Annotated in this window: 19 protein-coding genes; 14 read left to right on the top strand and 5 right to left on the bottom strand. The window is 62.0% G+C overall.

Translation table 11 applies throughout. The features are described 5' to 3' along the window. Positions 1-32 precede the first annotated feature (32 nt). Complete coding sequence (locus FA94_RS20225) at positions 33-1,097, top strand: glycosyltransferase family 4 protein (protein WP_035554440.1); 1,065 nt, start codon at positions 33-35, stop codon at positions 1,095-1,097. Positions 1,098-1,409: 312 nt separating this feature from the next. Here the strand turns inward: FA94_RS20225 and FA94_RS20220 are convergent, their stop codons facing one another. Continuing rightward, positions 1,410-1,712, bottom strand: a complete 303-nt coding sequence (locus FA94_RS20220; RefSeq protein ID WP_035554438.1) for an H-NS histone family protein — start codon at positions 1,710-1,712, stop codon at positions 1,410-1,412. 292 nt (positions 1,713-2,004) lie between these two features. Between FA94_RS20220 and aqpZ the strand changes: the two genes are divergently transcribed. The 3 genes from aqpZ to FA94_RS20205 all read left to right on the top strand — a co-directional run bounded on the left by aqpZ (position 2,005) and on the right by FA94_RS20205 (position 4,210). After that, positions 2,005-2,745, top strand: a complete 741-nt coding sequence (gene aqpZ / locus FA94_RS20215) for an aquaporin Z (protein WP_035554437.1) — start codon at positions 2,005-2,007, stop codon at positions 2,743-2,745. Positions 2,746-2,926: 181 nt separating this feature from the next. Continuing rightward, on the top strand, positions 2,927-3,622 hold the full coding sequence (locus FA94_RS20210) for a hypothetical protein (RefSeq protein WP_035554435.1): 696 nt from the start codon (positions 2,927-2,929) through the stop codon (positions 3,620-3,622). 285 nt (positions 3,623-3,907) lie between these two features. Further along, a complete protein-coding gene (locus FA94_RS20205) occupies positions 3,908-4,210 on the top strand; it encodes a PXPV repeat protein (RefSeq protein ID WP_035554433.1) in 303 nt (100 codons plus the stop codon). A gap of 132 nt (positions 4,211-4,342) precedes the next feature. Here the strand turns inward: FA94_RS20205 and FA94_RS20200 are convergent, their stop codons facing one another. Next, positions 4,343-5,164, bottom strand: a complete 822-nt coding sequence (locus FA94_RS20200) for a Cof-type HAD-IIB family hydrolase (RefSeq protein ID WP_035554431.1) — start codon at positions 5,162-5,164, stop codon at positions 4,343-4,345. Between the two features lie 233 nt (positions 5,165-5,397). After that, positions 5,398-6,279: a glucosamine kinase nucleotide-binding domain-containing protein gene (locus FA94_RS20195; protein WP_035554429.1), complete on the bottom strand. Its 882-nt coding sequence runs from the start codon at positions 6,277-6,279 to the stop codon at positions 5,398-5,400. Between the two features lie 140 nt (positions 6,280-6,419). On the opposite strand from FA94_RS20195, the gene FA94_RS20190 reads away from it, so the two are divergent. Together FA94_RS20190 and FA94_RS20185 are read left to right on the top strand one after the other, a co-directional pair. Continuing rightward, on the top strand, positions 6,420-7,016 hold the full coding sequence (locus tag FA94_RS20190; protein ID WP_035554428.1) for a DNA-3-methyladenine glycosylase I: 597 nt from the start codon (positions 6,420-6,422) through the stop codon (positions 7,014-7,016). Positions 7,017-7,155: 139 nt separating this feature from the next. After that, on the top strand, positions 7,156-7,581 hold the full coding sequence (locus FA94_RS20185) for a hypothetical protein (RefSeq protein ID WP_035554427.1): 426 nt from the start codon (positions 7,156-7,158) through the stop codon (positions 7,579-7,581). A gap of 109 nt (positions 7,582-7,690) precedes the next feature. On the opposite strand, the gene rpsU is transcribed toward FA94_RS20185, so the two are convergent. Both rpsU and FA94_RS20175 read right to left on the bottom strand, forming a co-directional pair. Then, a complete protein-coding gene (rpsU, locus tag FA94_RS20180; protein ID WP_006050883.1) occupies positions 7,691-7,903 on the bottom strand; it encodes a 30S ribosomal protein S21 in 213 nt (70 codons plus the stop codon). Between the two features lie 360 nt (positions 7,904-8,263). Next, entirely contained in the window at positions 8,264-9,205 is a 942-nt protein-coding gene (locus FA94_RS20175; RefSeq protein ID WP_035554426.1) for an aldo/keto reductase, read from the bottom strand. 267 nt (positions 9,206-9,472) lie between these two features. Here FA94_RS20175 and FA94_RS20170 point away from each other — a divergent pair, with 267 nt between their 5' ends. The 8 genes from FA94_RS20170 (at position 9,473) to FA94_RS20135 (ending at position 19,479) form a co-directional block, all read left to right on the top strand. Continuing rightward, positions 9,473-10,621, top strand: a complete 1,149-nt coding sequence (locus FA94_RS20170) for a flagellin (protein ID WP_035554425.1) — start codon at positions 9,473-9,475, stop codon at positions 10,619-10,621. A 161-nt stretch (positions 10,622-10,782) separates the two neighbouring features. Then, positions 10,783-12,288, top strand: coding sequence for a flagellar filament capping protein FliD (fliD, locus tag FA94_RS20165; protein ID WP_035554424.1), 1,506 nt, complete (start codon positions 10,783-10,785; stop codon positions 12,286-12,288). A 27-nt stretch (positions 12,289-12,315) separates the two neighbouring features. After that, a complete protein-coding gene (gene fliT, locus FA94_RS20160; RefSeq protein WP_035554422.1) occupies positions 12,316-12,615 on the top strand; it encodes a flagellar protein FliT in 300 nt (99 codons plus the stop codon). Positions 12,616-12,892: 277 nt separating this feature from the next. Next, positions 12,893-15,280, top strand: coding sequence for a tetratricopeptide repeat protein (locus tag FA94_RS20155; protein WP_035554420.1), 2,388 nt, complete (start codon positions 12,893-12,895; stop codon positions 15,278-15,280). Beyond that, positions 15,277-16,419: a dTDP-4-amino-4,6-dideoxy-D-glucose aminotransferase VioA gene (vioA, locus tag FA94_RS20150; protein WP_035554418.1), complete on the top strand. Its 1,143-nt coding sequence runs from the start codon at positions 15,277-15,279 to the stop codon at positions 16,417-16,419. The genes FA94_RS20155 and vioA overlap by 4 nt, the downstream gene beginning before the upstream one ends. Positions 16,420-16,425: 6 nt before the next feature. After that, on the top strand, positions 16,426-17,124 hold the full coding sequence (locus FA94_RS20145) for a WbqC family protein (RefSeq protein WP_035554416.1): 699 nt from the start codon (positions 16,426-16,428) through the stop codon (positions 17,122-17,124). Next, positions 17,121-18,146: a hypothetical protein gene (locus FA94_RS20140; RefSeq protein ID WP_063771791.1), complete on the top strand. Its 1,026-nt coding sequence runs from the start codon at positions 17,121-17,123 to the stop codon at positions 18,144-18,146. The genes FA94_RS20145 and FA94_RS20140 overlap by 4 nt, the downstream gene beginning before the upstream one ends. A gap of 55 nt (positions 18,147-18,201) precedes the next feature. Next, positions 18,202-19,479: an ATP-grasp domain-containing protein gene (locus tag FA94_RS20135; RefSeq protein WP_035554414.1), complete on the top strand. Its 1,278-nt coding sequence runs from the start codon at positions 18,202-18,204 to the stop codon at positions 19,477-19,479. The last annotated feature ends 28 nt before the right edge of the window (positions 19,480-19,507 follow it).

Raw genomic sequence — 19,507 nt, 5'->3', positions numbered from 1 at the left:
CTGTGCGAAGCCGATATGAACAGGAGAAACGCATGCGAATCGCCCAAATTGCGCCGTTGTATGAAGCCGTCCCGCCGAAACTCTATGGCGGCACCGAACGCGTCGTGTCGTACCTGACCGAAGCGCTGGTCGACCTCGGTCACGATGTCACGCTGTTTGCGAGCGGCGACTCGGTCACGTCCGCGAACCTCGACGCCTGCTGGCCGCGCGCACTGCGTCTCGATCCGACGATCCGGGACGCGTTGGCTCCGCACGTGCTGATGATGGAAAAGGTCCGTAAGGTCGCGCACGAGTTCGACGTGCTGCACTTTCACCTCGACTACATGCCGTTCCCGCTGTTCACGACCATGGACACGCCGTTCGTGACCACGCTGCACGGCCGCCTCGACTTGCCGGAGCTGCAACCGGTGTTCGACGCGTTCTCCAACGTACCGGTGGTGTCGATTTCCGATTCGCAGCGCCTGCCGTTGCCGCAAGCCAACTGGCTGAACACGATTTACCACGGCTTGCCGGATCAGTTGCTGACGCCGCAGGCGCACAAGAAGCCGGAATACCTGGCGTTCCTCGGCCGAATTTGCCCGGAGAAGCGCGTCGATACAGCTATCAAGATCGCTGCACAAAGCGGTTTGCCGCTGAAGATCGCCGCCAAGGTGGACAAGGTCGACCAGGAATACTTCAAACGCGAGATCGAGCCGCTGCTGTCGATGGCGCACGTGGAGTTCGTCGGCGAGATCAACGAGGCGCAGAAACCGGAGTTCCTGTCCGGCGCCAAGGCGCTGCTGTTCCCGATCGACTGGTCGGAGCCGTTCGGCCTCGTGATGATCGAGTCGATGGCCTGCGGCACGCCGGTGATCGCGTTCAATCGCGGTTCGGTGCCGGAAGTGATCGACCACGGCGTGACCGGCTATATCGTCGAGGACGTGCAAGGCGCGGTGGCCGCGCTGCAGCGTCTGGACGAGTTGTCGCGTACTGAGATTCGCGCGCAATTCGAACGCCGCTTTAGTTCGAAAACGATGGCGCAGAACTATGTGGATGGCTATTCGGCACTGATCGAAGCGACCCGCCGACCGATGCTGCGCCAGGTGGCGGTGGGCTGAGCGCCAGGTTGAATGAGGTGAATAGCGTGGGACAAGCGGCTTATGTCCCATGCCTTAGCGGCGTTTAAGCGTGGCCCCCGCCCGCTTACGCCGCTTTCCCATTTTCTGGTCAAATTGGCAGTCAATTCACCATGTGAATCGTTTGCGCGGTCGGGAAGTCAGAGTTATCCCACCTCTTTTGCAGAAAAAGCCGCCTCCCCGGGCGGCTTTTTAATGCCGGTATGGATACGCTCCCATACCGGATTCGTGTACGGCCAATAAGTCCGATTGCCGACTAACCTTCAGTTTGCTTTCGTCGGGCCGCAAATAGACTCACGCCGCGCCAATCAGAAAACGCTCACGATTCTTGCCAGCAATCCACTTAGGCGGTTTGCCGCGGCCGCTCCACGTATTGCCCGATTTGGGATCCTGGTATTTCGCCGGCAACGGCGCCTTCTTGGGCGGGCGTCCGCGCCGTGCGGCGACCGCAAAGCCCAGGTCTTGCGCACTCAGACCGTATTCAGCGATCTTTTGGCGGATGTCGGCGACAACATTGTCGATTTCAGTACGGCGCGCTTCTTCTGCTTGCGCCTGCAATTTGGCGATCTGCGCCTTGAGATCTGCGTATTGTGACATTCCGGTTCTCCCCTTTTCTAGAACTCATTCGCTCGCAGACTAACTGCAATTATAAAAATTCGCAATGGCCAATAATACCGATTTAGGAAGATATCCTCTGATAATTATTAAGCTTCGATGAATTGTAAAACGCCATCTTTATCCGGTAATAATAGGTAAATCAGACTCCACTTTTGACAATTCTTGACACCCATTCTGGCTGTCCTTCCCTAGAATTGCGCGCTCAAACATCTAGCCGCGGCTTGTCTCATCTGTGCCGTGTAAAGCGCCATTCTTTTTAGGATTACCGACCATGCCGCTGTCAAAACGCCTAGCCGCCGAGCTCTTCGGCACCTTCTGGCTCGTGCTCGGAGGCTGCGGGAGCGCGGTGCTCGCCGCCAACTTCGCCGGCCCGGTTCATGGCCTCGGTATTGGCTTCGTGGGCGTGGCGTTCGCATTCGGGTTGACCGTGCTGACCATGGCTTATGCGATCGGCCACATTTCCGGCTGCCATCTGAATCCGGCGGTGAGCGTTGGTTTGACGGTCGCTGGGCGCTTTCCGGCGCGTGACTTGCCGTCGTATATCGTCGCGCAGGTGGTCGGCGCCGTGCTCGGCGCACTGGTGCTGTCGCTAATCGCGTCGGGCAAGCCCGGTTTCGACCTCGTGGCTAGCGGCTTTGCCAGCAATGGCTACGGCGAGCGCTCGCCGGGCCACTATTCGCTCGTGGCGGCGTTTATCTGCGAAGTGGTCATGACCGGCTTCTTCCTGTTCGTCATTCTCGGCGCAACGGACAAGCGCGCGCCGGCCGGCTTCGCACCGATCGCCATCGGCCTCTGTCTGACGCTGATCCATCTGATCTCGATTCCGGTCACCAACACGTCGGTCAATCCGGCACGCTCGACCGGGCCGGCACTGTTCGTCGGCGGGGCGGCAATGGATCAGCTTTGGCTGTTCTGGGTGGCGCCGATCCTCGGCGCGGTGATCGCGGGCGTGCTGTATCCGGTCATCGCCGAAAACCGGCGCGGCAATTCGACGACGCTGGCGGTCGACTGATAGGTAGATGCGGTTGAGCGAGCAGGTTGAGCGGGCGCCTCGGTGCCCATTTCGTTTTTTAGCGTTTCGGTTCGCTTCGTTGCGGTTTCAACCCTGTGTGCCGATCGATATTCGTCGAAGGCCGCGCTGAAAGTCCGCTGCTAGAATCGTGCGACTTCCCAAGCTCGCACAGGTACGACCGATGAACCGTTTCCGCGGATTCCTGCATGCCATCGCACTCTTGATCGGCGGTTTGTGTGCCGGCGCGCTAGCGCTACCCAATGCGCATGCAGCCGACAGCCAAACCGAAACGCTCGTGTTCGTGCGGCACGGCGAGAAACCTGCAGCGGGCTACGGGCAACTCAATTGCCAGGGGTTGAATCGGGCGCTGGCTTTGCCGGCAGTGATCGCAGCCAAGTTCGGCAAACCGGACGCGATCTACGCGCCCGATCCCGGCCAGCAGAAAGACGACAGCGGCCACCCTTACTACTACATCCGGCCGCTCGCCACGATCGAGCCGACCGCCATTCAATTCCAGATGCCCGTACAAACGCCGTATGGGTTTGCACAGATCGACCAGTTGAGTACCGCGCTCGTGAATCCCGACAATCGCGGCAAGCTGATCGTCGTCGCCTGGGAGCACAAGCTGATCGTTAAGCTGTTGCGGCAAATGTTGAGCACGCATGGCGGCAATCCCGCCGATGTCCCGAACTGGAAGAGCGACGACTTCGACAGTATTTACATTGTTCGCCTCAACTGGCAGAACGGCGTTGCCCAGGCGAGCTTCAAGCATGACCGCCAGGGGCTTGATGGGCGTTCTACCGATTGCCCGTGTGCGGCGTTGCCCGACGCGGCGTCGGCGGCGGCATCGGCGGCTTCCACGAACGCGGCGGATTAATTCGGTAATACAGATGTAAGTCGCGATTACGGGCTCGGCGGCCAGGTTTCTGGCCAATCTTTGCGCCGACGTGATTCTTCATTCGTCGACGTGCTGAAATCGCTTATGGAACAGGTAGTTGACTGAAGCGATCATGCAGCGAGGTGGGTTGTAGACCAAGCTTCAGTGAGCTTTCAACCCTGTGAAGATGCTTGCAGTCCGTAACATCTCGTCGCAGTCACCGCGTGCCGGCATGCGTACATTGGTCCTGTGCGACAAACACTCGTCGCCTCACAGGAGAACAACATGAAACGCATCGTCACTCACTTGCTGGTTGCCGCCGGACTCGCGGTCGGCGTATGCGGTGTCGCGCAAGCGCATACGGATCTGAACATCGGCCTGTCGCTCGGCGCACCGGTTTATGCGCAGCCCGCTCCGGTCTACGCAGCGCCGCAACCGGTCTACTACCGCAATGGCGGATGGGACCATCGCTATGATCGCGGCGATTACTATCGCCATGACCACCGGTATGAGCGTGGCTGGGATCACAACGACCGACGCGGGGGCCATGACGATCGCGGCGGTTACCGCGGTGGATGGCACGGCTGATGGTTCGGCGCGGTAACGCGCCCTACGATGCCGCTGAATCACTGAGCGCGCGCTGCACGGGGTTTTCAAACGGCTCGCGTCCGAAACCGGCCCGCTTCCATGAAACTGGAACCGGGCCGGTTTCATTTCAGCTCACGACATCAACTCGTCGTTGAGCGAGAAAAGCTTACGCAGATGGTGCGCAACGCCCGCCTCGAAATTGTTGCCGATACGCGGCACGTTCGGCAGGCGCGTGATGAGATCCGGATTGGCGTTGTTCATCATGAACGGATGGCCCGCCGTCTCCAGCAGGTCGATGTCGTTCATGTTGTCGCCGAACGCCACGCACTGCGCGGCATTGACGCCGAGGCGCCCGAGCACGATCTGCAACGCACGTCCCTTCGATACGTTCGACGTCATCACCTCCAGGCAGTCCGGCAGCGAATACGTGACGTACAACGCGTCGCCGAATTCGCGCGCGAGGTTCGTTGCCACTTGCGCGAGATCGGCGGGGTCGCCGATATAGAGAACCTTCGCGATGTCGGCGCCGTTGTGTTTCGGCAGATCGGTCACCTCGTAGGTGAAGCCGGAATCCTGATGGAATTTCAACAGATCCGGCGCATCGCGATCGATCAACCACGCCTGATCGGCGAACAGGTTGACGATGACGCGGCCATGCTCGCCGACGATTTCCGGCTGCACGAGGCGCTGCACGATTGCCGGCGGCAGGTCGTCGGCGTGGATCACCGTGTTGTCCGGCGCATGAATGCGCGCGCCGTTCGACGTAATCAGATACGGGCTGATGCCCAGCACGTCGCGAATACCCGCGACGTCGCAATAGTGACGGCCCGTTGCAATCACGAAGTGCAGCCCGTCGCTTTCCAGCTTGCGCACGGTGGCGACCGTGAACGGGTCCACCTGATGATCCGCGTTGAGCAGAGTGCCGTCGAGATCCGTGGCAATGACTTTGTACATGGTGTGAGCAACCGGGCAGCGTCGAAGCGCGTATTTTACCGTTGCCTGACGAAGTCGCGGCTTTGGTCTTCACGGCCGGCGGCCAAAGTTAGCAGGCGCATTCTGCCGCGCAAACGTAGCCGGCGCGTTCAGCTTGTAGACTCACCTGGCGAGCTTAAGCCAGCGGGCTTAGCCGGCGAACTCAGCGGGCGAACTCAGCGGGCGAGTTTAACCGGCGCGCTTAACCGGCGAATTCAACGGGCAATGCGCTGGGCTTCGCGCTGCGCCAGTTGCAAGCCACCATGCGCTGAGTCGGCCAACGGTTCGCGCAACCTTGCCTGGTAAGCCTGCGGCACATGCTCGCGCAGAGGTGCGCCAAGGCCACCGCACAAGGCAACCGGCAGGCTCGCCGAGGAATCCAGCGCAGCGATCATCTTGCCCACTTCAACACCCGCCTCATCGAGCAGACGCGCCGCAAACGGATGCGTGCGATGCGCGATGACGATCGGCGCGAGTCTCGCATAAGCGGTCTGATTGGCCTCGCAAAGCCAGACGACCAGGCTGTCGCGGTCATGCGCGCCGGTGTGGGCAAGCAGCGCCTGCGCGAGATCGTCGCGGGGTGCGCGCCCGTCGAGCGATTGCTGCGCATGCACGATGGCGCGCAGGCCGAGCCACGCACCGCTCGCCTCGTCGCCCGACGGATAGCCGAAGCCACCGATGATGCGGCATTCGCCGTCGCTGTGGAGCGCAGCCGCCACGCTGCCGGTGCCCAGCGCGACGATCACGCCATGCGCGCCGCCGTGCGCGCCGAGTAACGTGGTGTAGGCGTCGCTTTCTACCGCGAGCCCCGCCACAGCGGGCGCCTGCGCGCGAAACGCGGCGAGCCATTCGCGATTGTTGACCCCTGCCAAACCACAGCCCAGCACGCAGCGCGACCAGTCGAGCGCGATCCCGGCGCTCGCGAATGCGTCACCGCAACCGGCCGCGATAGATTGCCACGCGCGCTCGACGCCCAGCCCCAAACCCGACGGCCCGCTTGCCGCCTGCGCCAGTTCGCGGCCCTGCGCGTCGCCGAGCACCACTCGCGTGCCGCTACCGCCGCCGTCAACGCCGATCAGAAAGAGGTCTTGGTTCATCGAATTAAAAGAGTTCAGAAGGTGAATAACGCGTAGCGTGGCAGGTCCGATTCAATCCCGCAATCGGCCGAATGGCCAGCTTGCGCCGCATGCGGCTTCGGCTATGCTGGCGGGCGACATGACAACGCAGGAGCACGACCGTGACACAGCGATGCAACTGGGCGTCGAGCGAATCGCTCGCACACTATCACGACACCGAATGGGGCGTGCCCTCGCGCGACGACCAGCATCTGTTCGAGATGCTGGTGCTGGAAGGCGCGCAGGCGGGCTTGTCGTGGTCGACGATTCTCAATAAACGGACCGGCTACCGCCGCGCTTTCGTCGATTTCGATATCGACAAGGTTGCCCGCTTTACGCCGAAACACGTGGAGGCGCTGGTCACGGACGAAAGCATCGTGCGCCATCGCGGCAAGATCGAAGCGGCGATCACCAATGCGCGCGCCGTGCAGCAGATTCAGAGCGAGCACGGCTCGCTGGCGAACTTCGTATGGTCGTTCGTGGATCAGACGCCCATCCAGAACGATTGGGCTTCGTATAAGCAGGCACCAGCGTCGACTGAAGTTTCGGACGCGCTCAGCAAGGCACTCAAACGCTACGGCTGCAAGTTTGTCGGATCGACCATCTGCTATGCGTTCATGCAGGCGGTCGGCATGGTGAACGACCACGAGACGGGTTGCATGTGCCGCGCGCAATGCGCGGCGCTTGGCAAGAAGGGACGCAACCGCAAGGCAAGTTGAAGCGGCCGACGCGCCAAACCCGCGAATTGAGGGTCTTTCGTCACGCTAGTCGGGGCTTCGTTAATCGGTGCGCGCCTGATACTGATCGTCATGCGCACTAACAACGAATAACCGCTGCGGAACGCGTGGGAGACCAACCATGAAAACGCTTAGCTTCCTGACGCATCAGGATATTTTCGACCAGGCCGTGAGTCATCTGCTCGGCCAGAAGCGCGCGGCGCTGTTGCCGCGCGGCGGTGGCGCCTACCGCGGTTATTGCGGCGGCTGTCCGGTCGGCAGCTTCATCAAGCCGCTCGACTACATGAGCGCGATGGAAGGCATTCCCGTGCGCTACATCGGCAAAACGCCCGTGCAGGTGCCCGCTTACATGGACGTGGGCGTGTCGGCGCTGAAGAAGGCGCTGCTGCGCGCGCGCCTCAATGTCTACGATCCAACCACCATCGACCTGCTCAGTTGCCTGCAGAACGTCCACGACGTGTTCGGCACCTGGGAATGGCGCGAGCGATTGAGCTCGATCGCCGTCCAATTCAGCCTGTCAGCCGAGCGACTGAAAAGCGCCGCTTAATCCCCCAAAACGACTGCCCTCAAAAGGCTTTCAAAGCCCCAAAAGCAAAACGGCGATGTGGCTTCTTTCGAAGCTCACACCGCCGTTCGGCCGTGCTAAAAAAGCGTGCTTAGTGCAGCTTTTTCGGCAGCATCTGGCTGCGCAGGCGCTTGTGCAGGCGCTTCACAGCAGCAGCCTTCTTGCGCTTACGTGCCGTAGTCGGCTTTTCGTACGATTGGCGCTCACGCAGTTCAGCGATCAGGCCATTCTTTTCGATTGCGCGACGAAAGCGGCGAATCGCCACTTCGAACGGCTCGTTTTCCTTCAGAAGAATCGTCGTCATGTAATTCCTAAATCAATCACTTGATACGGGTTAATTTGCGTGGCGGGAAACCGCTCACGCGCCGGCCCTCCGGTCGTTTCGATTCATGGCCAGTAACAGGCAAACGCGGGCAGAACCCGGCCAAACCACGAATGAAACGAGAGGCAAAGCGGCCACGGAGGCCGGAAAAGAGAGGTGGGGAGTTCACCGCCGAACGCGGACAGACGTTAATGCAAAAAGCCGCGTCTGTTGCCGTTTCGCCAACCTTTCATCAACGAAAAACATTGACGGAACAGGCAAAGATCTCAATTCACTCCCGATGATATCAGGAAACTCTCCATCCTACCAGGGGTTTAGCGATTGCGCCAGGCCATCCGAGCGTCACGCACTCGCCTCGTCCAGCTCGCGAATATCGGCGCCAGTGAGCATCAGGTGGACGGCCGCCACGAGGCTTTTCAGCTGCTCGACCGAGGTCGCGCTGGCAATCGGCGCCGTCACGCTGGGCCGCGCGATCAACCAGGCCAGGGCGACGGTGGCCGGCGTGCTGCCATGCTGGTCGGCGACCCGGTCGAGCGCGCCGAGAATCCGCAAGCCGCGTTCGTTCAGATACTTTTCGACGCGGCCGCCGCGCACCTTGTTCGCCAGATCCGTCGTCGATCGATATTTACCGGACAGAAAGCCGCTCGCAAGGCTGTAGTACACGACCACCCCGAGCTGATTGGCCAATGCGACCGGTTCGTTGTCGCGTTCATACGCGGCGCGATCATACAGGTTGTACTCCGGCTGCAGCAGCTGATATTCGGGCAGTCCGTGCTGACGCGACACCGCCAGCGCCGCCTCGATCCGCGCGCCGCCATAGTTCGACGCGCCGATCACCCGCACCTTGCCGGCCTCGATCAGCTTCTGATAAGCACCGAGCGTTTCGGCGAGCGGTGTGGCCGTGTCGTCGTCGTGGGAAAAATAGATGTCGATGTAATCCGTTTGCAGGCGTCGCAGCGAATCTTCGACCGCTGCCTGAATGTTGGCCGCCGACAACCCCAGACGCTGCGGATGCTTAGAGACCTTGGTCGCCAGCACGATCCGGTCGCGCTTGCCGCTCTGCCGGAACCACTTGCCGATGATGGTCTCCGACTCGCCGCCCCGGTTGCCCGGCACCCACGCGGAGTAGACGTCGGCGGTATCGATGAAGTCGAGACCGGCGTCGACGAACGCATCCAGAATGGAAAACGAGGTCGCTTCATCCGCGGTCCAGCCGAAAACATTGCCGCCAAACATGAGCGGCGCGACCTGCAATTCGGATCTTCCAACCTTGCGTTTCTGCATGATTTCTCCCGAGTTTGTTACAAGAAAAAACGAGAATACGCCCTCTTTTCAATACCTGCAGTGAGCGCGCCGAGCAAGGCTGCAAGCGCCTCCCAGCGGTTTCGCACGGTGTCGCGCCGGTAAAACAATTGGGAAGACTTCGAACAAATTGCCTCAAGTTTTTTTTTAACGCGCCGTCAACCTTCACTGAGGCGGCCAGCAATGAACGAGTGCTTCCGCCGATGCCAACGTGGCGTATTGGGCTCAAGGCTTATTTAGGAGATTTTCATGCTCGGAATCAATAGCAACATCAACTCGCTGGTTGCACAGCAAAACCTTAATGGCTCGCAAAGCGCCCTCTCGCAAGCCATCACGCGTTTGTCGTCGGGTAAGCGGATCAACAGCGCGGCCGACGATGCAGCAGGTCTGGCGATCTCGACGCGTATGCAAACGCAGATCAACGGTCTGAATCAAGGCGTGTCGAACGCCAACGACGGCGTGTCGATGATTCAAACCGCGTCGAGCGCACTGTCATCGCTGACCGCCAGCCTGCAACGTATTCGCCAGTTGGCCGTGCAAGCGTCGACCGGCACGCTGTCGTCGAGCGACCAGGCAGCACTGCAACAGGAAGTTTCGGCACAGATCCAGGAAGTGAACCGTATCGCGTCGCAAACGACGTACAACGGCACGAACATTCTGGACGGCTCGGCGGGTAGCGTGACGTTCCAGGTCGGCGCGAACGTCGGTCAGACGATCAGCCTGAACCTGAGCCAGTCGATGTCGGCAGCGAAGATCGGCGGCGGCCTGGTGCAAACCGGTCAAACGGTCGGCACGGTTGCGATCAGCACGGATTCGACCGGTACGTACACCAGCACGGGCGCAACGATCACCTCGGTGAACGTTCTGTCGGACGGCAAGGGTGGTTACACGTTCACGGACCAGAACAACCAGGCGATCTCGTCGGGCGCGGTTTCCAACATTTTCTCGGCAGGCACTGCCGCGGGTACGGGCACGGCGGTCACCAACCTGACGCTGAACACCACGCTGGCGACGGCAATGGGTGCAACGGCTTCGGGCGTGGCAACGGCATCGGTTGCGCAGATCAACGCGATCAACAACCCGCCGACGGTTTCGGGCCTGAACATCGGCACGGTGACCGGCGCGAACGAAGCGATGGTCTCCATCGACAACGCTCTGCAAACGGTCAACAACCTGCAAGCATCGCTGGGCGCCGCGCAAAACCGCTTCACGGCAATCGCCACGTCGCAGCAAGCTGAGTCGACCGACCTGTCGTCGGCACAGTCGCAAATCACGGACGCCAACTTCGCGCAAGAAACGGCGAACCTGAGCAAGGCGCAAGTGCTGCAACAAGCTGGTATCTCGGTGTTGGCGCAAGCTAACTCGAACCCGCAGCAAGTTCTGAAGCTCCTGCAATAAGAGCTGACGTAATACCGGCTGCGCGCCGCGCTATCAGGAGACGGCGCGCAGTCGGGTTTCAAGCAACGGGAGGCTCGCCTCCCGATGTGCATTTGCAACACCCGATGCTGTAGCATCCCGCACTACCCAATTTCAGATTCCTAGACGCCTGGAGCCTCTGCATGTCCTCGATCTCAACCACGTCTTCTACAGCGAGCGCTAACGCTGCGCTGCAGTCGGCCGCTCAGTCGATCATCAGCGGCTCGACAGGCAATTCGTCGATGGACGTGTCGACGCTCGTCACGGCACTCGTGAACGCCAAGACCGCGGGACAAGCCGCGGCGTTGACGGCGCAACAAACCAGCGACAACACCAAACTCTCCGCGTACGGCGCACTGAGCGCCGCGTTGAGCGCACTCCAATCCGGCATCGCCGGGCTGGCGAGCGGTTCGACGTTGTCCACGTTCACCGCCACCGCCAGCGGCACCGGCCTGACCGCTACGGCCGGCAAGGGCGCCGTGGCCGGCAGCTATACGGTTGCCGTGCAACAGATCGCCGGTTCGCAGGCGTTGTCGTCGGCGGCGTTCGGCGCGACCACGCAACTCGGCACGGGCACGTTGACGATCGGGCTCGGCAGCCAGACGGTGAACGTCAACATCGACAGCACCAACAACACGCTGTCCGGCATTGCGGCCGCGATCAACGGCGCCAGCGGCAACCCCGGCGTGACGGCTACCGTCGTGACCGGCACGGACGGCGCTCACCTCGTGCTGCGCTCGGCGAACAGCGGCGCGGCCAACGTGATCAACGTGACGACCAACGTCACGAGCGACAACGGGCTGTCGAGCCTCGGCGTGACGTCGACGGCCAGCACGACGGGCGGTCAGTCGACCATTACCTCGGCGAATACGAGCAGCGCCTGGTCGCAAAGCACCTTCGCGCAGGACGCGGAGTTCTCGATCAACGGCATCGCCGCGACCAGCGCAAGCAACTCGGTAACGAGCGCCATTTCGGGCGTCACGCTGAATCTGTCGGCGGCGGCCGTCAGCACGTCGCAGACGCTGAACGTTACGCCGGACACGACGGCGGAAAGCAGCGCGATCAACAACTTCGTGAGCCTGTACAACACCGTCGTCACGACGATGGCCACGCTCACCTCGTATAACTCGTCGTCATCGTCGCAAGGCCCGCTGCTGGGCGACTCGACGCTGCTGACAATCCAGAACGCACTGGCCTCGGTGGTCGGCGGCGCGGTCGGCTCGGGCAGCACCGGCACGACGCTGGCGTCGATCGGCATCACGCTGAAAGACGATCCGGCGGACGGCACCCTGGTGGTCGACAGCCCGACACTGACCACCGCGCTGACGGCCAACCCGGCAACGGTCGCCTCGCTGTTCAACTCGACCACCGGCATTGCCGCGCAGTTGAACAACGACATCACGACGTTCACGCAGACCGGCGGCATCATCGACACCCAGAACACCGGGCTGAACACCGATCTGAAGAGCGTCGCCTCGCAGCAAAGCGCGCTCGCCGACTACACGGCGCAGTTGACGAGCCAGTATCAGGCGCAGTTCACGGCGCTGAACACGTTAATGGCGAGTGCAAACAGCAACTCGCAATACCTGACCGCCCTGTTCGGTGGCGCCAACAGCGCCGGTGCGCTGGCCACCGCCAACAGCCAGTAACGGTCGGGCAGAAAGGACGCGCACACCATGAACCAGACGGAATTGGTCGACCGCCTGCTGTCGATGACACAGGAAATCACCCAGGCGGCGTCGCTGGCCGACTGGCCGGAAGCGGCCCGCCTGATCGAAGCTCGCTCGCCGCTGCTGATGTCGCTGGTGGCGGAGCAGGAACCGGCCGCGCTGCAGAAGATCCGCCAGATCCAGACCATGGACGCGGCGCTGCTCGTGGAAGCCGAAACGACGCAAAACGAACTGCATATCGAGTTCGAAGCGGCAATGGGACGCGCCAAGGCAGCCGGCGAGTACCAGCGCATGGCGCGCATGTAAGCCGACTTACCGCGGAACCTGAGAGCCGTCGTTCTGCCGCGAGGCAAGCGGACGCCGGCACCGGGTCCCCGCCTACAACCCGACAATAAGAACTACGCGTCGAAGTGAGACGCGCTCGTTCCCTCAGCCCGCCTTGTGCGGGCTTTTTTCTTGTATCCGGCGCCCGCGCCCGCCCGTCCATACGCTAAACAGGCGGCGTTTTTACCGTCATCTCCGCGCATCGGAAACCCCGTCCCCGTCGCACAATTTCCTTCATAGACCATTCCGCGCTGAGACCATGACGCACCTGTACGAGCAGCCGACCGCCGAACCCTTGACGCCCGACCAGCAACTCGAGCAAGACATCGCGCTCGTCTTGCAGACAGCGCTCGAGCACCATCACAAGGCCGAATTCGACGACGCCGAAGCGCTCTATCGGGCGATCCTCGACGCGAAGCCGCTTCACGCGGATGCGCTTTACGATCTGGGCGTGCTGCTGGTGCAAACCAGCCGCCCCAAAGACGCCTTGAGCCACCTCGAGTTGGCGCTGGGTCAGCAACCGCACAACGGCCAATACTGGACGGCTTATATCGGCGCGTTGATCGACGCCGGCGAATCCGCCGCCGCGTGGCTCGCACTGGAGATGGGGCAGAAACAAGGCTTGAAGGGCCCTGCCGTGGATGGCCTGATCGTGCGGCTGGCAAGCCCGGGCTCGGTGATTCCCACGTATGCCGTGAACGAGCCGAGCCCCGCACTGGACACCGACGCTGTGGCCGACACGCAAGGCGACACCGGCAAGCCGGCCGCCGCGCCGGTCAAGTCCACGATTGCCTCGGGCCGGCGCGTCAGCCAGCAGGAAACCAACCGGTACACCTCGTTGTACAACCGCGGCCAGATCGCCGAGGCGCTCAAACTGGCCCGCTCGCTGACCCAGCGTTTTCCGGCTGACGGCATAGCGTGGCGCTGGCTCGGCATCGCGCTGCACCGTCTGGGCCGCTACGACGAAGCACTCGAACCGCTGAGGAAAGCGGAAGAACTGATCCCGGAAGAACTCGAAAGCCGCACCGTCCTGGCGGACACGCTGCGCCTGAAAGGCCTGCACAAAGACTGCGAAACCGTCTGTCGCGCGATTCTCGCGATCAACCCGGGATATGCCGAAGCACAGCGTATCTTCGGCATGTCGCTGGTGCATCAGGGCCGTGTGGCCGAGGGCCTCGCCGCGGCACGGCGCGCCATCGAACTGGCGCCGGACAGTTCCACCGCGCGCAGCACGCTCGGTGTGTTGCAGCTCGATCTCGGGCTGGTGGGCGACGCCGAGGAAAGCTTCCGCATGGCGTTGGAGAAAGACCCGAAGGACGCGATCGCGGGCGACAACTATCTGTTCGCGCTCAATCACAATCCCGACATCGATCCGGACGTGCTGTTCGCGGAGCATCTCAAGTTCGCGCAACGTCACGAAGCGCCGGTGCTGTCGCAATGGCCGCGTCACGTGAACAAGCGGGCGCCGGAGCGCAAGCTGAAGATCGGCCTTGTGTCGGGCGATCTGTTCCGCCACGCGGTAGCGTCCTACCTGCTGCCGATCATGGAGCATTTGGCCCAGGATCCGACGCTGTCTCTGCATGTGTACAGCAACCACATCCTCGAAGACGATTACACGCGCAAGATGCGTCAGTGCGCGGCCGAATGGCATCAGGTCACCGGCATGCCGGACGTTCAGCTCGCCAACAAGATCCGCGACGATCGTATCGACGTTCTGTTCGATCTGTCCGGCCATACGGGCCGTAACCGGCTCCTGACGTTCGCGCGCAAGCCCGCGCCGATTCAGGTGAGCTGGATGGGCTACCCGGCGACCACCGGCCTGAGCGCCATGGACTATTACCTCGCGGACCGGTTCGCTTTGCCGTTCGGTCCGATGGAGCAACAGTTCTCGGAAAAAGTCGTGCAGATTCCGGCCAGCGCCGCCTTCCTGCCGGAAGAAAACGCGCCGCCGGTCAATCTGCTGCCCGCGATGCACCAGGGCTATATCACCTTCGGCAGCTTCAACCGGCTCAACAAGCTGCGCCGCGACGTGATCGCGCTGTGGGCTGAATTGCTGCATGCCGTGCCGTCTTCACGCATGCAACTGGGCGCCAGCGCGACCGACGAGGACCGCCAGCTCCTGACCGGCTGGTTCGCGAGCGAAGGCATTACGAGCGACCGGCTGACCTTCCAGCCGCGTTCGAGCATCCCGGTCTACCTGCAGCAGCATTTCCACGTCGACATCTGCCTGGATACGTACCCCTACACGGGTTCCACCACGGTGCTGAACTCGCTGTGGATGGGCGTGCCGACGCTCACCATCGCCGGCAATACGCTGCCGGCCCGCGCGGCAATGGGCTGGCTGTCGCAAGTCGGGCTCGAACAGTTCGTGGCCGCCGACAAAGCCGAATTCGTCACAAAGGGCATCGCGCTGGCCGCGGACATTCCCGCGCTGGCGGCCATCCGCAACGGTTTGCGCGCGCGCTGCCTGGCGTCGCCCGCGTTTCACACCAATGTGGTCGCGGCCGGCGTCTCGCGCGCCGTGCGGACCATGTGGGAACGCTGGTGCGCCGGCGAACCCGCCGCCGCGTTCGAAGTACTCGCGCAGGAACTGGACGGCGTCGCCGTCGAGACTTCCGCGCCGTCGCAGACAGGGGAATCGAAATGAATGCAGCCTTGCCGCTGAAGGCGTTCGAGCAGCCAATCGACGAGCGTATTTATGTCACGCAGCCGCACCTCGCGCCGCTCGACGAATTCATTCCCTATCTGCAGCAGATCTGGGACAGCAAGATATTGACCAACGGCGGTCCGTTTCACCAGCAGTTCGAAGCGGCGCTTTGCGAGTATCTCGGCGTGAAGCATCTCGCGCTCTTTACCAACGGCACGCTCGCGCTGCTCACCGCGTTGCAGGCGCTGCGCGTGACCGGTGAAGTGATCACGACGCCCTATTCGTTCGTCGCCACCGCCCACTCGCTGGTGTGGAACGGCATCAAGCCGGTGTTCGTCGACATCGATCCGGATACGCTGAATCTCGACCCGGCCAAGATCGAGGCGGCCATCACGCCGCAAACCACCGCGATCATGCCCGTGCATTGCTACGGCAAGCCCTGCAATGTCGACGCCATCCAGAAAATCGCCGACAACTACAACCTGAAGGTGATCTACGACGCGGCCCACGCATTCGGCGTGCAAACCGATAGCGGCAGCGTGTTGCAACATGGCGACCTCGCGGTGCTCAGTTTTCACGCCACCAAAGTCTTCAACACGTTCGAAGGCGGCGCGATCATCTGTCAGGACGCGAAGACCAAACAGCGCATCGATCATCTGAAGAACTTCGGTTTCGTGGATGAAGTGACGGTGGTGGCCTCGGGCATCAACGGCAAGATGAGCGAGATCAACGCGGCGTTCGGCTTGCTGCAACTCAAGCATATCGACGAGGCGCTGGCGCGCCGCGCGCAGATCGACGCGCTCTACCGCGAACGGCTGCGCGACATTCCGGGCATTCGCTGCCTGCCGAAGACCGGCGAAAAGGTCGCGAACCACTCCTACTTCCCGATCCTCGTCGAACCCGACTATCCGATCAGCCGCGACGCGCTGTATCAGAAGATGCGCGACCACGAGATCTACGCACGGCGATATTTCTATCCGCTGATTTCGGAATTCCCGATCTATCGTGGACTGCCGTCGGCGCGTCGTGAAAACCTGCCGGTCGCGCACGGGGTCTCGCAGCAAGTGCTGTGTCTGCCGATTTTCCCGGGCCTGACGGATGACATGCTCGAACGGATCGTCGGTCTGATCGCCGGCTGACAAAGCATGAAGCTCGCGATCATGCAGCCCTATCTGTTTCCGTACATAGGGTATTTTCAGCTCGCGGCGGCCAGCGATCGATTCGTCTTCTACGACGACGTGAATTTCATCAAGAACGGTTGGATCAACCGTAACCGGATTGCGCTCGGCGACGAGATCCGCTATCTGACCGTGCCGCTTTCCGGCGCGAGTCCGAGCCTGAAAATCAACGAGGTGGCGGTGCAACCGCCGGGCGTCTGGCTGCGCAAGACGCTCGAACAGGTTCGCCACGCGTACGCGAGAGCGCCCTACTACGCGCCGGTCAGCGACCTGATTGTGCGAATCCTGTCGGCGCCGGCACACGATATCGGCGAGCTGGCGGCGCGCAGTGTCACGGCCATCTGCGACTACGTGGGTATCCGTACGGAGTTCGTGCCGTCGTCGACGATTTACGCGAACGCACAACTGAAAAGCGTGGAGCGCGTGCTCGACATTTGCCGCGCCGAACACGCGACCGCCTATGTGAATCTGCCCGGCGGCCGTGCGCTCTACAGTGCGGACACGTTCACGGCGGCCGGCATCGAACTGGCGTTCATCGAGCCGGACTTGCGAAGCTATCCGCAGGGCGGCACACCGTTCATTCCCGCGCTGTCCATTCTCGACGTGCTGATGTTCAACGGCCCGTCTCAGGTCAAGGACATGCTGTGCGCGCGGGAGGCCGCATGAGCGGCCAGGCGGAGGACCGCCCGGCGATCGGCGGGTATCTGCAGTTCGAGCTGCGCTATGACGGGGCCGAATTACACGCGGACGCGTTGCGCTATCAATCATCGCGTGCGGCCTTGCTTGCTTTGCTGCAAGTGCAGCGCCCCGCCGCGGTGTGGCTGCCCTGGTATATCTGCGACAGCGCGATCGAGCCGCTGCATGCCGCCGGCGTCGCGATCAAGCGCTATTCGATCGACCGCGATTTTTACGTGCAAGCCGCGGACGTCGCCGCCGACGAGTGGCTGCTCTATGTGAATTACTTCGGACTCTGCGATTCGCAGGTGGACGATGTGCTGCGCCGCTTCCCCCCCGAACGGGTGCTGATCGACAACGCGCAAGCCTTGTTCGCCATGCCGCGCGACTGTCTCGCCAACCTGTACTCGCCGCGAAAATTCGTCGGTGTGCCGGATGGGGGTTATCTGATCGGGCGCGCCGCGCTCAGCGAGCCCACGCAGATCGATACGGGATCGCTGGATCGCAGTGCGCACCTTCTGAAGCGCCTCGCCTTCGACGCCGAAACCGGCTACGCGGATTACGCCGCAGCGGAACAGAGCTTGAGCGGGCAGGAACCGCAACGCATGTCGGCGCTCACGCGGCACATGCTGAGCGGCATCGACTATGAATCGGTGCAGCGCCGGCGCCGCGCCAACTATGACCTGCTGCACAGCCGGTTGCGCGCGTACAACCCGTCCGCGCTGGCGCGTCATCCGGACTCTGTGCCGCTGTGCTATCCGTTGTTCCGCGCGCCCGACGGGTTGCGCGAAACGCTATTCGGCGAACGCATCTACACGCCGGGCTACTGGCCGGAAGTCGCCACAAACGACAGCGCGCCGCCCCTCGAGCGCGAGTTGGCGAAGCGCACGCTGTTCATACCGTGCGATCAGCGTCTCGCTCCCGATCAGATCGAACAGATGGCCGGGTTTCTGGCCGCGAAGCTGGCGGAGCGCGACTCGCCAGGCGAACGGACCCGGCCCGCACACGCGTGAAAGCGTGCGCCGACGTACCTGTGCATTGCAGGTATATCCATTGGATGTTGAAGACATGACGAAGAAAGTGAAAGTGCTGGTGTTTCCCTGTGGCTCGGAGAACGCCGGCGAGATCCATCAGGCACTGCGCTACTCGCTGCACGTTGAACTGATCGGCGCCTCCAGCGTGGACGACTTTGGACAGTTTCGCTTCGCACGATACGTGGGCGGCCTGCCCAAAATTACCGACGACAATTTCGACGCTGAATTCGCCGCCTTGCTGACAGCGTGCGAAATCGACATGGTGTTCGCCACGCACGACACCGTGCTCGATTACCTGTCGAAGCACGCCGCAGACATGGGTGTTTTCCTGGTCAACGGCGATCGACATGCCGCCACCGTCGCCCGTAGAAAGAGCGCGACCTACGAGCTGTTCTCGGACACCGCGTGGGTGCCGGCGGTTTTTCGCAGCGTGGAAGAAGTCACCGCGTGGCCCGCCATCGTCAAGCCGGATCTCGGACAAGGCGGCCAGGGCGTCACGCTGGTTCGCACTGAAGAGCACGCGCGCGACGTGCTGCGCAATACGGCGGAACCGATCCTCGTTGAATATCTGCCCGGCGAGGAAATCACCGTCGACTGTTTCACCGACCGGAAGCGTCGGCTGCTCTGGACCGGTCCGCGAACGCGCGAGCGTGTCAGGGCGGGGATTACGATGCGCTCGCGGTTGTTGCCGCCGAGCCCGGAAATCGACGCCATTGCCCGCACCATCAACGAACGGCTGACTCTGCGCGGCCCGTGGTTTTTCCAGCTCAAAGCCGACCGCAACGGCAAGTGGAAACTGCTCGAAATTTCATGCCGGGTCGCGGGAACCATGGTGGCGCAGCGCGCCCGCGGCATCAACCTGCCGCTGATGGCGGTGCAGGACTTCATGGGGCGCGACCTGACGACGCTCGACAACTCGCAGGTCAGGTTGATCGAGCGCAGCATCGCGACCCGTGCGTTGCTGGACTTCGACTACGACACCGTATGCGTCGATCTCGACGACACGCTGATTCTCGACGGGTTCGCCGTGCCGCAGACCATCGCGTTTCTTTACCAATCGGTGGCCTCGGGCAAGAAGATCCATCTGATTACCCGACACCGCTTCGACGTCGCGCAAACGCTGGCCAAGGCGCGCATCGATGCGGGTCTGTTCGACCGGATCATCGTGCTCGGCGAGGACGAGTCGAAGGCCGATCACATCACACCCACTTCGATTTTTATCGACAACCATTTTCCAGAACGAATGGACGTCGCAAGACGGCACGCAATTCCGGTTCTGGACGTGGACATGATCGAATTTCTCATTACCTAGGGAGTTACAGTCGTGGAGAAGACATCAC

Source organism: Burkholderia sp. 9120, assembly GCF_000745015.1.
In the GTDB taxonomy this organism is placed as follows: Bacteria; Pseudomonadota; Gammaproteobacteria; order Burkholderiales; family Burkholderiaceae; genus Paraburkholderia.
Note: the sequence above shows the minus strand (reverse complement) of the source record. Positions and strands in the feature narration are given on the sequence as shown.

Coding starts and splice junctions, on each gene's coding strand:
- FA94_RS20225 (WP_035554440.1), top strand. CDS start 33: ATGCGAATCGCCCAAATTGCGCCGTTGTATGAAGCCGTCCCGCCGAAA.
- FA94_RS20220 (WP_035554438.1), bottom strand. CDS start 1,712: ATGTCACAATACGCAGATCTCAAGGCGCAGATCGCCAAATTGCAGGCG.
- aqpZ (WP_035554437.1), top strand. CDS start 2,005: ATGCCGCTGTCAAAACGCCTAGCCGCCGAGCTCTTCGGCACCTTCTGG.
- FA94_RS20210 (WP_035554435.1), top strand. CDS start 2,927: ATGAACCGTTTCCGCGGATTCCTGCATGCCATCGCACTCTTGATCGGC.
- FA94_RS20205 (WP_035554433.1), top strand. CDS start 3,908: ATGAAACGCATCGTCACTCACTTGCTGGTTGCCGCCGGACTCGCGGTC.
- FA94_RS20200 (WP_035554431.1), bottom strand. CDS start 5,164: ATGTACAAAGTCATTGCCACGGATCTCGACGGCACTCTGCTCAACGCG.
- FA94_RS20195 (WP_035554429.1), bottom strand. CDS start 6,279: ATGAACCAAGACCTCTTTCTGATCGGCGTTGACGGCGGCGGTAGCGGC.
- FA94_RS20185 (WP_035554427.1), top strand. CDS start 7,156: ATGAAAACGCTTAGCTTCCTGACGCATCAGGATATTTTCGACCAGGCC.
- rpsU (WP_006050883.1), bottom strand. CDS start 7,903: ATGACGACGATTCTTCTGAAGGAAAACGAGCCGTTCGAAGTGGCGATT.
- FA94_RS20175 (WP_035554426.1), bottom strand. CDS start 9,205: ATGCAGAAACGCAAGGTTGGAAGATCCGAATTGCAGGTCGCGCCGCTC.
- FA94_RS20170 (WP_035554425.1), top strand. CDS start 9,473: ATGCTCGGAATCAATAGCAACATCAACTCGCTGGTTGCACAGCAAAAC.
- fliD (WP_035554424.1), top strand. CDS start 10,783: ATGTCCTCGATCTCAACCACGTCTTCTACAGCGAGCGCTAACGCTGCG.
- fliT (WP_035554422.1), top strand. CDS start 12,316: ATGAACCAGACGGAATTGGTCGACCGCCTGCTGTCGATGACACAGGAA.
- FA94_RS20155 (WP_035554420.1), top strand. CDS start 12,893: ATGACGCACCTGTACGAGCAGCCGACCGCCGAACCCTTGACGCCCGAC.
- vioA (WP_035554418.1), top strand. CDS start 15,277: ATGAATGCAGCCTTGCCGCTGAAGGCGTTCGAGCAGCCAATCGACGAG.
- FA94_RS20145 (WP_035554416.1), top strand. CDS start 16,426: ATGAAGCTCGCGATCATGCAGCCCTATCTGTTTCCGTACATAGGGTAT.
- FA94_RS20140 (WP_063771791.1), top strand. CDS start 17,121: ATGAGCGGCCAGGCGGAGGACCGCCCGGCGATCGGCGGGTATCTGCAG.
- FA94_RS20135 (WP_035554414.1), top strand. CDS start 18,202: ATGACGAAGAAAGTGAAAGTGCTGGTGTTTCCCTGTGGCTCGGAGAAC.